Origin of the sequence: Bacteroides sp. 90-K9/2 (assembly GCF_047310725.1) — a bacterium.
Taxonomy (GTDB): domain Bacteria; phylum Bacteroidota; class Bacteroidia; order Bacteroidales; family Bacteroidaceae; genus Bacteroides; species Bacteroides vicugnae.
The window spans coordinates 229,575-244,552 of sequence record NZ_JBCGVL010000004.1 but is presented as its reverse complement, the minus strand read 5'-3'; the positions used below and the strand labels follow the sequence as shown (position 1 = coordinate 244,552).

11 protein-coding genes are annotated in these 14,978 nt (G+C 43.6%); 4 read left to right on the top strand and 7 right to left on the bottom strand.

Annotated elements, in window-relative coordinates:
- Window positions 1-35: 35 nt before the first annotated feature.
- The 5 genes from AAHJ11_RS12100 to folP form a co-directional block, all read right to left on the bottom strand.
- Window positions 36-2,501: an alpha-L-arabinofuranosidase C-terminal domain-containing protein gene (locus tag AAHJ11_RS12100; RefSeq protein ID WP_258979358.1), complete on the bottom strand. Its 2,466-nt coding sequence runs from the start codon at window positions 2,499-2,501 to the stop codon at window positions 36-38.
- Window positions 2,502-2,537: 36 nt separating this feature from the next.
- Window positions 2,538-3,515, bottom strand: coding sequence for a glycoside hydrolase family 43 protein (locus AAHJ11_RS12095; RefSeq protein WP_217721866.1), 978 nt, complete (start codon window positions 3,513-3,515; stop codon window positions 2,538-2,540).
- A 45-nt stretch (window positions 3,516-3,560) separates the two neighbouring features.
- Window positions 3,561-5,897, bottom strand: coding sequence for a beta-galactosidase (locus AAHJ11_RS12090; protein ID WP_258979357.1), 2,337 nt, complete (start codon window positions 5,895-5,897; stop codon window positions 3,561-3,563).
- A 197-nt stretch (window positions 5,898-6,094) separates the two neighbouring features.
- Window positions 6,095-6,859 (bottom strand): diadenylate cyclase CdaA, encoded by a 765-nt coding sequence (cdaA, locus tag AAHJ11_RS12085; RefSeq protein WP_148363998.1) that lies wholly within the window; start codon window positions 6,857-6,859, stop codon window positions 6,095-6,097.
- Window positions 6,860-6,870: 11 nt separating this feature from the next.
- On the bottom strand, window positions 6,871-7,737 hold the full coding sequence (gene folP, locus AAHJ11_RS12080) for a dihydropteroate synthase (protein ID WP_195650099.1): 867 nt from the start codon (window positions 7,735-7,737) through the stop codon (window positions 6,871-6,873).
- A 117-nt stretch (window positions 7,738-7,854) separates the two neighbouring features.
- Here folP and AAHJ11_RS12075 point away from each other — a divergent pair, with 117 nt between their 5' ends.
- Window positions 7,855-9,870, top strand: coding sequence for a sensor histidine kinase (locus AAHJ11_RS12075; RefSeq protein ID WP_148363999.1), 2,016 nt, complete (start codon window positions 7,855-7,857; stop codon window positions 9,868-9,870).
- A gap of 77 nt (window positions 9,871-9,947) precedes the next feature.
- Window positions 9,948-11,243 carry a UDP-N-acetylmuramoyl-tripeptide--D-alanyl-D-alanine ligase gene (locus tag AAHJ11_RS12070; RefSeq protein WP_258979356.1) on the top strand — a complete coding sequence of 432 codons (1,296 nt, stop codon included), beginning with the start codon at window positions 9,948-9,950 and terminating at the stop codon, window positions 11,241-11,243.
- A gap of 118 nt (window positions 11,244-11,361) precedes the next feature.
- Here AAHJ11_RS12070 and AAHJ11_RS12065 read toward each other — a convergent pair whose 3' ends face one another.
- Window positions 11,362-11,754 (bottom strand): VanZ family protein, encoded by a 393-nt coding sequence (locus AAHJ11_RS12065; RefSeq protein WP_148364001.1) that lies wholly within the window; start codon window positions 11,752-11,754, stop codon window positions 11,362-11,364.
- A gap of 102 nt (window positions 11,755-11,856) precedes the next feature.
- Here AAHJ11_RS12065 and AAHJ11_RS12060 point away from each other — a divergent pair, with 102 nt between their 5' ends.
- Window positions 11,857-13,227 (top strand): sodium-dependent transporter, encoded by a 1,371-nt coding sequence (locus AAHJ11_RS12060; RefSeq protein ID WP_195650101.1) that lies wholly within the window; start codon window positions 11,857-11,859, stop codon window positions 13,225-13,227.
- Window positions 13,227-14,138 carry a helix-hairpin-helix domain-containing protein gene (locus AAHJ11_RS12055; protein WP_258979355.1) on the top strand — a complete coding sequence of 304 codons (912 nt, stop codon included), beginning with the start codon at window positions 13,227-13,229 and terminating at the stop codon, window positions 14,136-14,138. The genes AAHJ11_RS12060 and AAHJ11_RS12055 overlap by 1 nt, the downstream gene beginning before the upstream one ends.
- Before the next feature lie 182 nt (window positions 14,139-14,320).
- On the opposite strand, the gene AAHJ11_RS12050 is transcribed toward AAHJ11_RS12055, so the two are convergent.
- The gene (locus AAHJ11_RS12050; RefSeq protein ID WP_148364243.1) at window positions 14,321-14,977 is read right to left on the bottom strand and encodes an ABC transporter ATP-binding protein; all 657 of its coding nucleotides are present in this window, start codon (window positions 14,975-14,977) and stop codon (window positions 14,321-14,323) included.
- Between the last annotated feature and the right edge of the window lies 1 nt (window position 14,978).

Sequence of the window (14,978 nt, the reverse complement as noted above, 5' to 3'; positions counted from 1 at the left end):
ATTATCTATGTCGTTATTATCTTCACTTTTTTCTGTTATTTCTCATTTGCCTTCTTTATGCGGATCACCGTAAAAGAATAGGCAGGTAATTGATAGTCAAACTTTTCTGCTACTTCCATCGTGTCTTCAACAGGTAGCGGGGTATCGACCGGTTTGCCGGTCAGTACGGTTCTTTTTGCAGAAGACTGTATAGCACCGATTCCGGAAAGGTCGACATTCATATTCACTTCTACGGGAAGTAAATTGACCAGTTTCACAATCACATCACCACTTGCCGAGTCACGGACAATAGAAGAAGCAATGCGTTTCCGCACTTGATCGTCTCTATTATCAAGAGTGATCTGCGACGGAAAATATTCGTTCCCGGCATTCTGTCCGTAGAGTTTCTGAACATAGTAGCCGGTGGTAGGTTTCACTTCCCGGTTATTGAAGTAAATCAAATCCGGATTCCACTGGGTATGTCCTTCTTTAGCGAGAAGAGGGGCATAGGAAGTCATGTGGACAACATCGCCATTACGTTCCAAGGCTGCAAGATAAAGAGCTTCTGTCAGTGCTGTTTCGATATTCGCCTTTCGTCCCGGTATGTGAGTTGCATATTCGCCCAAGTATACTTTTGTCTTTTTCGAACGATCGTATTTGTCGTAGAAATCCTGGTTGTTCAGGAACCATCCCGGAGTCTGGTAATAATGTTCGTCGACCATCGGAATACCCAGTTTGTCCGCCAACTTCCATCCTTCCACGTAGTCTGTACCCTCATTGAATGGTCCCACTGTACCGACAACAATCATTTCTGGATATTTTTCTTTGATGGCATTGAAGATCATCGTGAAGCGTTCTTCGAAGATATCAGTGATAAGATCTTCATTTCCGATACCGATGTATTTCAAATTGAATGGTTTCGGATGCCCGGCTTCGGCACGTACCTTTCCCCACTTTGTCTTCTTTGCGTCACCGTTTGCCCATTCTATCAGATCAAGAATATCCTGAATATAGGCTCCCATTTCGCTCATTGGAATACCGCCTTGCTGCCCTCCTCTCAAGTCGCCGTGACAGGCAGAGTTCTGGCAAGGAACACCAGCCGCCAGCACTGGAAGCGGTTCCGCACCAATATCTTCGCAAAACTGGAAATATTCAAAATAACCCAATCCCATGCTTTGATGGTATCCCCAAAGGTTACGCTGCGCTTTTCTTGCTTCCAACGGGCCTACTGTATTTTTCCATTGATAAATGTTCTTCAAACCATCACCGTGAGCCACACAACCACCGGGGAAACGGATGAAACGGGGATGAATATCAGCCAACACTTGAGCCAGATCTTTGCGAAGCCCGTTCTTACGTCCTTTAAATGTACTTTGCGGGAATAAGGAAATCATGTCCAGATTCAATTCACCAACAGATTGAGGGATGATTTCGAGATGAGTGTCCGCAGTAGCTTTAGCAGCTATCACTGCTTTATATGTTTTCCATTGACGGGAAGATACTGTTAGAGAAGTTTCTCCACACACATTTCCTTTTCCATCTACCAGACGAACCTGCAATTTATTTGATTTACCCTGCGGAACCCGGGCGAAGATGGAAAAATCATATTTCTCTCCGGTGTTCAGTGCGATTCCATCAAAACCTGTATTTTCTAATGCAGCTCCGGGTTGTTCCACATTCAGCACGGCATAATGTGGGTTATTGATATGAATAGGGTCGGTAGTATCAATAGTGAAAGTCGTTTTCTCTCCTTTCAGTGCCCAGGAATGAGTGCTGTTCCAGTTCTTATCTCCTTCCCTGTCCGAAGGGTCGTACTCGAAGTCGCGGTTTTGGATAAGTTCTGCGTAGAGTCCTCCGTCTGCCGAATAATTGATGTCTTCAAAAAAAGCGCCCAGCAATACATCACTAATGGCCTTTGCACCTTCCGGTTGTACAGTGACCGTTGCTTTTACAGGCTTCAAACCGGCAAAACGTTCTCCATCCTGTACCGGACGTTCTCCATGTAATGAGTTCCGATATTGATTCCAGCCATAATTTTTATCCAATCCATCCACCAAGGTCCAAACTACCCGGTTGATATTTCCTTTCTGCTCTTCTCCGGCAACAATAGCTTTCACTCTCACTCCGTCAAAATCCGGCGTAGTACGGGGATATTTCTGACTAGTCCAGTTGATTAAATCCTTGGAAGTAGCCTGGCCGTATCCATCACGGTCATTCAGTTTCCAGGTACAAATCCATTCGCCATCGGGCGATTGTTTCAAATAAGGATCAAGCATTTTCTTCTGTGATCCCCAGCGGCTATAATCGCACCGGAGATATCCGTAGTTCCGGCCAATTTCAAACCAGTTTTCTTTATCTGTACTCCAGGCGAAACGGAGTCCGCTGCGTCCGTCGTCTCCGGAAGTTGCAAAAGAAAACAGATAAACCGAATCGGGTGTACTCGTCATTTCCTTGATTGCAGCTAAAGTGACCTGCTGAAACGACAAAAACAAGACAACTAGAAAGAGGAATAATTTTCTCATGGTATATATTGCATTAAGATTATCAATCGCAAAGTTTTAGAAACTTTCCGGTTTACCATATGCCTTGAAAAGGCGTCGCAATTCTTTTTGAGTAATCGGAATAACAGTACCGTGACGTGGATGAAAATCCATGCTGACGGCATGGTCAATCACTTTAAAGTGTTCCAGATCGGAACTTTCGGTAAACTGGTATTTGCCTTTCATATACACATCGTACATCAAGATATATTTATCCGAACCAATCAATGGAAAAATGCCTGCACCTTCTACCGCATCCTTCGTCTGCTGCTTATAATCATCCGATTCCGCCCACTGTCCGGAGGTCAGAGAGGAAGTAGTCGCTTTTTTAATTCCATTTCCATTCCCTTCCGTTTTGTAGAACAAATGATAGAGTCCATCTTTATAAATAATGTCGCCATCAATACATGATTTTCTGTTTTTCGGAAGAAACAGTGGCTTCGGTTCTCCTTCTATATCTGTAAAATCTTTGTTGGCATAAGCATAATAAATGATATCGGGACCATTGCCATGTTGCATAGACCAGTAAACCATGTACTTCCCAGCTTCCTTATCATAAATAGTTTGTGGTGCCCACACACGTTTCAGATCCTCCTGATCTGGATATTTCTTTTGGATATTCACGACATTGGAAGTCCAGTGTACAAGGTCTTTTGATTTCAAAAGTACCATGGCACGGTTAGAACTCCATCCATTTCCGGATACCATATCCGTAACCACCATATAAAACGTCTTCCCATCTTCACAACGCAGAATATGAGGATCACGCACTCCACCTGTCGAACTAATCACACGGGAATCAAGTACCGGCTGATTTCCATTCAAGGCTTTATAATTATATCCATCAAGACTAACAGCCATCCGGACGGCTTCCTCACTCATACGATTGCCGGTAAAGTAAACAAACAGGTAAGCAGATTGCTGGCAATACCCAGTCAGCACTCCTATAAACAGGAATGCGAAAAGAATTATATTTTTCTTCATATTCATCGTCATTTCAATGCTTTTTCATCCATTGTTTTATTCTTGTTCATTCACTGTTTAGTAATTGAAATCAGCAGGTTTCACATATACGCGATATTCCTTAATCATACCCGGATACCCTTTTTCGGCGCGGGGCAGATAGCGGAAACCGGTCACATTTTCCACTTTGCTCAAGTCAATTACCAATTGATGAGGATAAGGAACATTGTCCACTGTCATCCAAAAAGTGGATTCCTGCAAGTCGAATATCTTGTCGGCTGTACGGTTGCCACTACGTGTTTCTTCACTATCGGCATAACGAATCTTCCAATGTTCGCGGGATACCGGTTTACCATCAGCTCCCAAGACATCAAACTCCGCTATCGCTGCGATGTTATCATTTGCTTGCGGAGAAAGTGCTTCCAGACAGAAATAACGTCCTTTCACCGGAGTGATAAATCGTACCTCCTGCCAGCCGTTGCCCGGAGTGAAAGCTCCTTCGTGAGCCACATTCTCACCCGTCAGTTTCAGTTTCTCTCCATCCTTGCGGTGTGTTTCGGGAGCTTTTTCACGAAGCACATCGAGAATTGGTTTCTTCAAACCTTTGATGGAAGCCCGGGTAGGACCTTTCAAATCCAGAACAAGAATTTCATTCTCTCCTTCTTTCAGCCAGCACCCCGGCATAAAGAGAGTCTGCTGCGGACCGATCTCCCAAAAACGCCCCATTGCATGACCGTTCACCCAGACCATGCCTTTCCCCCATGTGCTCATATCCAGAAAAGTATCTCCTACTTTATCCAGTGTGAAGGTAGTCTTGTAATAGGCAGGCATAGTCGGTAACATCTTTTTATCGCTATATTTCTTATCTTTTATAAAGGAATAATCTACCGGGAAGTTATACACCGTCCAGTTTTTCAATTCCTTAGCCCGGTTACCCGAAATAAGTTCCACCTTTTCGGTGATTCCTTTGCGGTCGTGGATAGATTTGTCAAAGTTAACACGTCCCATTGCTTCCACAAGAATATCCAGTTGTGTGCCTTTTTTCAGTGCGGGCAGGGTCGTTGTAAATTCTCCTTTACGACGGTCTAAACGTGCCAGCAGTTTACCGTCGGCATATATCTGCGCCCAGTCGTGCACTTCCGTAATTTTCAAAGTGGTGCCTGCAAGAATAGTTTCGGACAATGTGGTGCGATACAGAATCGTTCCCCATCCCTGGTTGAATGATTCCATCGGTTGAATATCCACCGTTTGTTTTGCCTCCGGCAGATTCGAGAAAAGCGGAGCCACTTTATGGAAGTGAAACTCGGGGATTTCAATAACAGGCAAAGCTGCGGGTACTGCGGGCAGTGTTTCACCTGCCGGAAGATAGTTTTTCAACAAGTCACGAAGCAAGAAAAACTTGTCGGTCGTCCATCCGGGTTCGCTAATCGGAGCATCATAATCGTATGAGCTGCACATGGCGGAATAAGCCGGGTTGTTCGCACCTCCCCAATGTCCGAAAGTCGTTCCTCCGTGAGTCATATACAGACTGAAAGAGATGTTCCGGTCGAGCATATCCTTGATGCCCTGTACCATATCTTTTGCAGGACGTGTCTCATGTTTGCGTCCCCAGTGGTCGAACCATCCGCTCCAGAACTCGCTACACATCAACGGAGTTTCGGGGCGAAGTTCTTTGAGTTTTTTAAATTGCTGGTCGATATTGGCACCCGTTCCGAAATTCACTGTCCAAATCAGGTCATCGAGCGCATTATTGGTGAAGTTACTGCTCCAGTCACATTGAAACAGAGGTACATCGGTAAAACCGGATTCACGAACCAGGTCGCGCACGGCAGAAACATAAGGTTTGTCGATTCCATAAGAACCGTATTCGTTCTCTACCTGCACCATGATGATATTTCCCCCCTTATTCACTTGCAGCGGAGCCAGTTGCTTGCCTACTTCTTTCATAAAGACGCCTACCCGTTCCATATAATAGGGATCGAGCGTACGCAAGGCTATATCTTTTTTCTTCAACAGCCACCAGGGAAGTCCCCCCATCTCCCACTCCGCACATACATACGGACCGGGACGGACAATGACATACATACCGTGTTTCTGTGCCGCACGGCAGAAAGCTGCAATATCATTCTGACCGGAAAAATCGAACTTACCTTCTTCCTGCTCATGGATATTCCAGAAAATATAAATACAAATAGTATTCATGCCTAATGCCTTGCACATCTCAATGCGATGTTCCCAATAAGCTTGCGGGATGCGGGTGTAGTGCAACTCGGCAGCCTTCACCACAAACGGTTTTCCATCCAGCAAGAATGTGTTCTTGCCTGCCTCAAACTTCCGTGCGGTAGTTTGCGCCTGTGCAGTACTAAAGAAAATAACTGTAAAAAGTACCAGTAAAGCAATCAATCTGTTTTTCATGGTTTATTCAAAAATAGAATTTTAATAGTATACGGCAAAGGTAGGCGATTCACCTAAAAAGGAGGGCATAATTATCATTCAAAAAGGGTTGGAAATAAAGCAAAATAGCGCCAAATAGCAGATAAAACAACAATGGTCAAACAATGATGGTCATAAAATGACCATCATTGTTTGACCATTGCCTTACCAATATAAAATCAGTTTTCTTTTGTCAATAGACTTTCCAGTTCTTCCGCATTCAGGCGGAGGTAGAATTGTCCGCGATAGGCTACGGAGATACCACCTGTTTCTTCTGAAACAATAATGGCATGCGCATCCGATTGCTGTGAAATTCCCATCGCTGCGCGATGCCGCAAGCCAAGCTCCTTCGGTATATTCAAATCATGGGACACAGGAAGAATACATCCCGCTGCCTTGATACGTTTTTTGCTGATGACCATCGCTCCGTCGTGCAACGGACTATTCTTAAAAAAGATATTCTCGATTAAACGCTGATTGATTGCCGCATCAATCAATTCGCCCGTACGAACGACTTCATCTAAAGGAGTGTTATGCTCAATGACAATCAATGCGCCGACTTTTTGTTTGCCCATGCTTAAACAGGCCATTACCACGGGCATGATATCATCGTGCTTCAACGACTCTTTTTTCGATCCGCTAAAGAGACGTGCCAATGCACTGACATGACGGTGAGATCCCAAAGTCAAAAGGAAACGGCGTATCTCATCTTGAAAAAGAACAATCAACGCTATCACACCCACATTCATCAATGTGTCGAAAATAGAACCCAACAGCTTCATCTCCAACACTTGAGTCACCACCAGCCAGATCAGGATAAAAACCAGGATACCGGTGAATACCTTAATAGAACCGGAAGCTTTCATCAGTTTGTAGGTATAGTACAAAACAAAAGCCACCAGCAGAATATCGATAAAATCTTTTATGCCAAACTCAAAAAACATGCACCCTCCTCTTATTTGTCATATCCACTCTCTATTTTTAATTTCTCTGTGATCCGGACAGCTTCCACCGCCTCACGCACATCATGTACACGCAGGATGTGCGCTCCTTTCATTAACGCAACAGTGTCCAATACGGTTGTCCCGTTCAATGAATCTTGCGGGGTTCCCCCCAATAATCTATAAATCATTGATTTCCGCGAAACTCCCACTAAAACGGGAAGCTCGAATATATGGAACTCTTCCAGATGTGCCATCAGTTCATAATTATGCTCCAACGTTTTTCCGAATCCGAATCCCGGATCGAGAATGATATCTTTCACTCCCAAGTCGCGAAGTTGCTGCACTTTACGAGCGAAATACAGGAAAATGTCTTTAATCAGGTTATCATAAGACGGCTCTTTCTGCATACTTTGGGGAGTTCCCTGCATATGCATCATAATATAGGGCACTCCCAAGTCGGCAACTGTCTGAAACATCCGGTGGTCCATTTCACCGGCAGCTATGTCATTAATAATAGCAACTCCATAATCTTTCACACATTCTTCCGCTACATCAGCCCGGAAAGTATCAACAGAAATGATGGCTTCCGGATGATTACGGTTCAGAATTTCCAGACCGGTACGCAGTCTGCCCATCTCTTCTTCAGCAGAAATATGTTCGGCATTCGGCCGTGAAGAATAAGCTCCTATATCAATAATCGAAGCACCTTCATCAAGTATCTGCCGCGCCCGGGCAGCAATGTCTTCTTCAGTCTGCATCCGGCTGCCGGAATAAAAAGAATCGGGAGTAACATTCAAAATTCCCATCACCTGCGGAGTAGCAAGATCGAGCAACCGCCCTTTTACATTTATATAAGTAGGAGATATAGGTTTCATCATTGACAACATTCCTTTTAGATCGCCTACAAATGTAGATAAAAAAAGCAAGTATTCGTACTAAAAAGAAGAAATAAACGTATATTTGCAAACTATAGAAGAAACCGAAAAATTCATACCATGAGCCGATTAACCCTATTTCACGTAGGATTTCTTTTCCTCATTTTGCCCTTTGCCACTACTGCTAAAGCTCAAAAAGAGGCTGAAACTTTCAATGTTGACTCTACTCTCTATGAATATTATCAACGTTGTCAAGAATACTTATTAGATCCTATTGTGCTTAACATGTCCGACACATTGTTCAGAATGGCCGGTGAACGGCATGATGAACGAATGCAGGCAGTAGCCATAGCCACCCAACTGGATTACTATTATTTCCAGGGGACCCATGAAGATAGCGTAATCTACTATACCAACAAAGTAAAAGAATTCGCCAAAGCCACCCATCAGCCTAAATATTATTATTTTGCATGGGCGAACAGATTAATCACTTACTATCTAAAAACAAGCAGAACAAACATAGCACTTTATGAAGTGCAAAAGATGTTAAAAGAAGCACAGGAAGAGGATGACAAAACCGGTCTGTCCCGTTGCTACAATATCATGTCACAAATCTACACCATCAAAAGATTCGATTCGATGGCGGGTGAATGGCGGTTGAAAGAAATCGAACTGACTGAAAAATACAATATCGAAAACTATAACATTTCCCAGACCTATGCCCAGATAGCCAACTATTACATCAGCCGGGAAAAACAAAAAGAAGCATTGGAAGCTATGGAAAAGGCCGTTGCAACAGCCAATTCTTCTACACAGCAAATATCTGCCAAGTTGGAGTACGTAAACTACTACAGTAAGTTTGGTGACTTTCAGGCAGCCGAAAAAATATTGAAGGAATGCCAGGCCGCATTCGAACAGGATAAAAGACTGGAATCGATCAAAAAAAGGCTATATAATATAGAATGTTTATACTACCAGCAGACCAGGCAATATCAAAAAGCACTGGAAGCTGCAGAAAGGCAAGAAAAGGAAGAGCGCCGTTTAAGTGAAAGTATACTTAGCAGCAACCACTATCGCACACAGGGAGAAATCTACCAAAAGATGGGGAATATGAACATGGCAGTCAAATTTCTGCAAATGTATATCAACGCAGATGACTCTTTAAAAATAGCCAATGAGCAAGTAGCCAGCAGCGAATTCGCCACCTTGCTAAACGTTGAGAAGCTCAATGCCGAAAAGAAAGAATTAACGCTCCAGACACAGGAAAAAGAGTTGCATAATAAAACAACATTGATTATCTCATTGATTATTTTATTAGGCGTTCTTTTCTTATTCCTTTATAGAGAAAACTTCCTGAAACGCAAACTGAAAGTTTCGGAAGCGGAACTTAAAACAAGAAATGAAGAACTTACTGTATCGAGGGAAGAATTACGTAAAGCGAAGGATATAGCGGAAGCAAACAGCCGGATGAAAACCACATTCATCCAAAGCATGACTCATGAAATCCGTACACCTCTCAACTCCATTGTAGGCTTCTCGCAGGTGTTAAGCGATCACTATAGCAACAATCCGGAAACACAGGAATTTGTCAATATTATCAAGAGCAACAGTAACGACTTGCTCCGACTGGTCACTGATGTACTCGCTCTGTCCGAACTGGATCAATACGAACAACTGCCCACAGATGATGAAACAGACATGAATACGATCTGTCAACTTGCCTCTGAAGTGGCCAAAGACAACAGGCAGAAAGAAGTGGAAGTGCTGTTCGAGCCTGCAAGAGAAAACCTGCTCATACGCAGTAATTCGGAACGTATATCACAAGCGTTGAACAACTTGGCGCATAACGCCGCTAAATTCACGACTCACGGCAGTATTCGCATAGCTTATTCCATACTGGAAGCTGAAAAGAAAATTGAAATCAGTGTCACCGATACAGGAACAGGCATCCCGACAAATCAACAGGAGGCAGTATTTCAACGTTTCTACAAAATGGATTCTTTCACACAGGGAACCGGTCTCGGACTTCCGATATGCCGGAGTATCGCCGAGAAGTTAGGAGGCAGCCTCCGGATCGATTCTTCCTATACGGACGGATGCCGGATGATACTGACTCTTCCTTTGGTATATGCCTAAGTAAAAATCTGTCCGAACTCCCGTCAAATCCGAAAGAATAGCCTATCTTTGCAACGTTTTAAATAAAAGATCAGGTTATGAAACTTTCTGCTCTTTACCAGATTTTTCTGGATTGCCAATCAGTTACTACTGATAGCCGGAACTGCCCGGACGGTTCTTTATTTATCGCCTTGAAAGGTGAGTCGTTCAACGGTAATGCATTTGCTAAGTTAGCGCTGGACTCCGGATGCGCATTTGCCGTTATCGATGAGGCCGAATATGCCATAGAAGGCGATCAACGATATATACTTGTAGACAACTGTCTGCAAACAATGCAGCAGCTTGCCAACTATCATCGCCGCCAACTCGGGACGCGAGTGATCGGCATTACCGGAACTAACGGAAAGACGACCACCAAAGAGTTAATCTCCAGCGTTCTCTGCCAAGCTCATAATGTGCTTTATACCTTAGGTAATCTCAACAATCACATCGGTGTACCGACCACTCTGCTACGATTGAAGCCGGAACATGACCTTGCTGTCATCGAGATGGGTGCCAATCATCCGGGAGAAATCAAGTTTCTTTGCGAAATAGCCGAACCGGATTATGGCATTATCACCAACGTAGGCAAGGCTCACCTGGAAGGATTCGGTTCTTTCGAAGGAGTGATTAAGACTAAAGGAGAATTGTACGATTTCCTCCGTAAGAAAGACGCCATTACCTTTATCCATCACGATAACACCTATTTGATGAATATCTCACAGGGATTGAACCTGATTCCTTATGGAACAGAAGAGGATCTCTATGTTAACGGGCGAATCACCGGCAATTCACCTTATCTCGCTTTCGAATGGAAAGCCGGTAAGGACGGTGAACGCCATCAGGTTCGCACACAGTTGATCGGAGAATATAATTTCCCGAATGCCCTGGCTGCCATCACCATCGGCCGTTTCTTCGGAGTGGAAGCAAAGAAGATCAACGAAGCTTTGGAAGGGTATACACCACAAAACAATCGCTCTCAACTTAAAAAGACAAAAGATAACACGCTGATCATCGACGCATATAATGCAAACCCGACCAGTATGATGGCTGCCTTGCAAAACTTCCGGAACATGACAGTCCCTCACAAGATGATCATATTAGGAGATATGCGCGAACTGGGTGCTGAAAGCCCGGCCGAACATCAGAAAATCGTTGATTACATCAAAGAAAGTGGTTTTGAGAAAGTATGGCTCGTAGGAGAACTGTTTGCCGCAAGCGAACATTCTTTTAAAACTTACGCCAATGCGCAGGAAGTTATAAAGAATCTGCAAGCAGACAAACCTAAAGGATATACCATTCTAATTAAAGGTTCCAATGGAATCAAACTTAGTTCAACGGTAGAATACTTATAATTATACTATTTTTTCAGGCACGGATTACGCGGATTACACGGATTTTAGAATTAGCATTTATAAAGCGACCGTGTAATCCGCGTAATCCGTGCCTGAAAATCCTTCTAGCCAGCAAATTTCAATCAGCCTTCATCATCCTCGGTCGTACGACATAATAGGCCACTAAACTAGCCAGAATCGCTCCCGTAGTATTAGCTGCAAAATCCAACCAGTCTCCTCCCCGGTAAGTAGTGCAATACTCCTGCAGTAATTCCACACAACCACTAAAAAGTACAGGACAGAAGAATGCACCTACCCACGCATGCCACATCGGAGCATTGTCCCTGCGATGCGCACGCAGAAACTCCAACCACAACATGCCCGACATACCCAAATACATACAGACATGAACCAGTTTGTCGAGGTTGGGAATTTCATTTAAATCCGTCTTAGGCGGTTTAAAGAACGACAGATAAATCACTGTCAGAATAATAAAAAGCGAGATCGGATATTTCTTAATATAAGATAGCATATCTAAATAATATTACAATTATCGTGCAAATATAAGTATCATTTTCTATATTTGCATTTTATACGTGCATTTTATAACGATTTGTAAGATAAAACAAGATTTATGGCAAAAAATGATAGAGCGAACTTCGGCAGTAAATTAGGGGTCATACTCGCTTCTGCCGGCTCTGCAGTCGGACTGGGTAATATATGGAGGTTTCCCTATGAAACGGGAAATCATGGAGGTGCGGCATTTATATTGATCTATTTAGGCTGCATCTTTCTTCTGGGACTACCTATTATGATTGCCGAGTTTCTGATAGGACGCCGTTCGAGAGCCAACACAGCAAGAGCGTATCAGAAATTAGCCCCTGGAACACATTGGCGTTGGGTAGGACGCATGGGAGTATTGGCCGGTTTCCTGATACTTAGTTATTATGCCGTAGTAGCAGGCTGGACGCTTGAATATATTCTTGAAGCTGCGACCAACGGCTTTGCCGGAAAAAACTCCGGAGAATTCATCTCTTCTTTCCAGCAATTCTCCAGTAGTCCGTGGAGACCGGTTGTATGGTTGGTAGCCTTCTTGTTAATCACTCATTTCATCATCGTGAAAGGAGTGGAAAAAGGAATCGAAAAGTCCTCCAAAATCATGATGCCTACCTTATTTATCATTATCCTCATACTGGTAGTTTGCTCGGTTACTTTGCCGGGAGCCGGTGCAGGCATTGAATTCCTGCTCAAGCCTGACTTTAGCAAAGTGGACGGGAATGTGTTCTTGAGTGCCATGGGACAGGCTTTCTTCTCTTTGAGCTTGGGAATGGGATGTCTTTGTACATACGCCTCCTATTTCAGTAAAGAAACCAACCTGACTAAAACAGCTTTCAGCGTAGGAATCATTGACACTTTTGTAGCGATACTAGCCGGTTTTATCATCTTCCCGGCTGCTTTTTCAGTAGGCATACAACCTGATTCAGGTCCGAGCCTGATCTTTATCACACTGCCTAATGTATTCCAACAGGCATTCAGCGGAGTCCCCATACTGGCATATATATTCTCTGTCATGTTCTACGCGTTATTGGCAATGGCTGCTTTAACCTCCACCATTTCCTTGCACGAAGTAGTAACCGCTTATTTACATGAGGAGTTCAAGCTTTCCCGTGGAAAAGCAGCAAGGTTAGTCACCGGCGGTTGTATCTTCCTCGGAATATTCTGTTCATTATCACTGGGAGTCATGAAAGGATTTACTATTTTCGGACTGGGTCTGTTCGATCTCTTCGACTTCTTAACAGCTAAAATCATGTTACCACTTGGCGGATTGTGTATTTCGCTCTTCACCGGGTGGTATCTGGACAAGAAGATTGTATGGTCAGAGATTACCAACGACGGTTCATTAAAGATACCGGTATACAAACTCATTATCTTTATATTAAAATATATCGCACCAATCGCCATCTCACTGATATTTATCAATGAACTGGGATTGATCAAGCTATAATGTGGAAAGACTTCCTTTATTATACTAAAACTGAACGACAAGGCATTATCGTCCTTGTCGTTCTTATTTTAGGAGTATATGCCGCTCCTAAACTCTTCTCCTTTTTCAAGCACGCTGAAGATACCGACTGCAAAGAGAATGAGAAGTTCGATAAAGAATACAACGACTTTATTTCTGTCCTCCGGGAAACCAAACCTCACCAAAAGTCCGGTCCTTCTTTTCAATCATCCCCTCAAAGGGAAATCAAGCTTGCGATATTCGACCCGAACACCGCAGACTCCACCACTCTCCTGTCACTCGGACTACCTTCCCGGATGGTAAAGAATATCCTGCATTATCGTAATAAACAAGGCAAATTCCGCCATCCGGAGGATTTCCGGAAGATTTATGGTCTAACCGAAGAACAATACCGGACTCTTTATCCCTATATCCAAATTACAAAAGATTTCAGTTCAAAGGATACGGTACGATTATTAACCGCACAAAGTGTACAACGGGACACACTCATGAAATATCTCCCCGGAACCATCATCAGCCTCAACTCCGCAGATACCACCGAACTGAAAAAGATTCCGGGAATCGGAAGCAGCATTGCCCGGATGATGGTGAATTACCGCGAACGGCTGGGAGGCTTTTTCCGAATAGAGCAGTTACAGGAGATTCATCTAAAGGCAGAGAAACTCCGTCCGTGGTTTTCCATTGACATCCAGCAGACACGCCGTATCAATTTAAATAAAGCCGGTATGGAACGAATGCTGCATCATCCATACATAAACTACTACCAAGCAAAGGTTATCATAGAATATCGGAAAAAGAAAGGACCCTTAAAAAGTCTGAAGCAATTATCTCTTTACGAGGAGTTCACTCCTATTGATCTTGAACGGCTAGAGCCCTACATTTGTTATAATTAATAAAAAAAAGATGCATTCCTATCACACCAGACAAGAATGCATCACACACAAACAAAACAAACACTCTACTATCATCTTCACAGACTTCCGTAGAGAAGCGACTATAAATATATAACTAAAAGATAGAACACTTGCAAGGCTCTACCTTTTTGGTATACATTTTTAGAAATTAGGTTCTCTAATTAATCTTTTTTAATCATACCATCCACCATATGAACGGTCCGGTCCGTAATTTTGGCAAGCCCCTCGTCATGCGTCACAATGACAAAAGTCTGCCCCAGACGGTCCCTCAAATCGAAGAACAGTTGATGTAAATCTTCTTTATTATGTGTATCCAGACTACCGGATGGTTCGTCTGCCAGAATAACTGCCGGATCGTTGATTAAAGCCCTCGCTACCGCTACCCGCTGCTTCTCCCCTCCCGACAATTCGTTCGGTTTATGAGAAGCCCGGTCAACCAGTCCCATAAAATCCAGAATCTTCACAGCGCGTTCGTGCGCCTCTTTGGAAGACACCCCGGCAATTAGGGCGGGAATCATCACATTTTCCAATGCCGTGAACTCCGGCAGTAGTTGGTGAAACTGGAAAACAAAACCAATATTCTTATTACGAAAAGCGGATAGTTCTTTTTCTTTCATCCGGCTCACCACTGTTCCGTCAATCTGTACCACACCTGCGTCCGGTTCATCTAAAGTACCCATTATCTGCAATAACGTAGTTTTACCCGCACCGCTCGGGCCTACAATACTAACAATTTCTCCTTTGTTGATTTCCAGATCAATGCCTTTCAGCACCTGTAATGAGCCGAAACTCTTCGTAATCCCTTCTAGTTTTATCATC

Coding starts and splice junctions, on each gene's coding strand:
- AAHJ11_RS12100 (WP_258979358.1), bottom strand. CDS start 2,501: ATGAGAAAATTATTCCTCTTTCTAGTTGTCTTGTTTTTGTCGTTTCAG.
- AAHJ11_RS12095 (WP_217721866.1), bottom strand. CDS start 3,515: ATGACGATGAATATGAAGAAAAATATAATTCTTTTCGCATTCCTGTTT.
- AAHJ11_RS12090 (WP_258979357.1), bottom strand. CDS start 5,897: ATGAAAAACAGATTGATTGCTTTACTGGTACTTTTTACAGTTATTTTC.
- cdaA (WP_148363998.1), bottom strand. CDS start 6,859: ATGTTTTTTGAGTTTGGCATAAAAGATTTTATCGATATTCTGCTGGTG.
- folP (WP_195650099.1), bottom strand. CDS start 7,737: ATGATGAAACCTATATCTCCTACTTATATAAATGTAAAAGGGCGGTTG.
- AAHJ11_RS12075 (WP_148363999.1), top strand. CDS start 7,855: ATGAGCCGATTAACCCTATTTCACGTAGGATTTCTTTTCCTCATTTTG.
- AAHJ11_RS12070 (WP_258979356.1), top strand. CDS start 9,948: ATGAAACTTTCTGCTCTTTACCAGATTTTTCTGGATTGCCAATCAGTT.
- AAHJ11_RS12065 (WP_148364001.1), bottom strand. CDS start 11,754: ATGCTATCTTATATTAAGAAATATCCGATCTCGCTTTTTATTATTCTG.
- AAHJ11_RS12060 (WP_195650101.1), top strand. CDS start 11,857: ATGGCAAAAAATGATAGAGCGAACTTCGGCAGTAAATTAGGGGTCATA.
- AAHJ11_RS12055 (WP_258979355.1), top strand. CDS start 13,227: ATGTGGAAAGACTTCCTTTATTATACTAAAACTGAACGACAAGGCATT.
- AAHJ11_RS12050 (WP_148364243.1), bottom strand. CDS start 14,977: ATGATAAAACTAGAAGGGATTACGAAGAGTTTCGGCTCATTACAGGTG.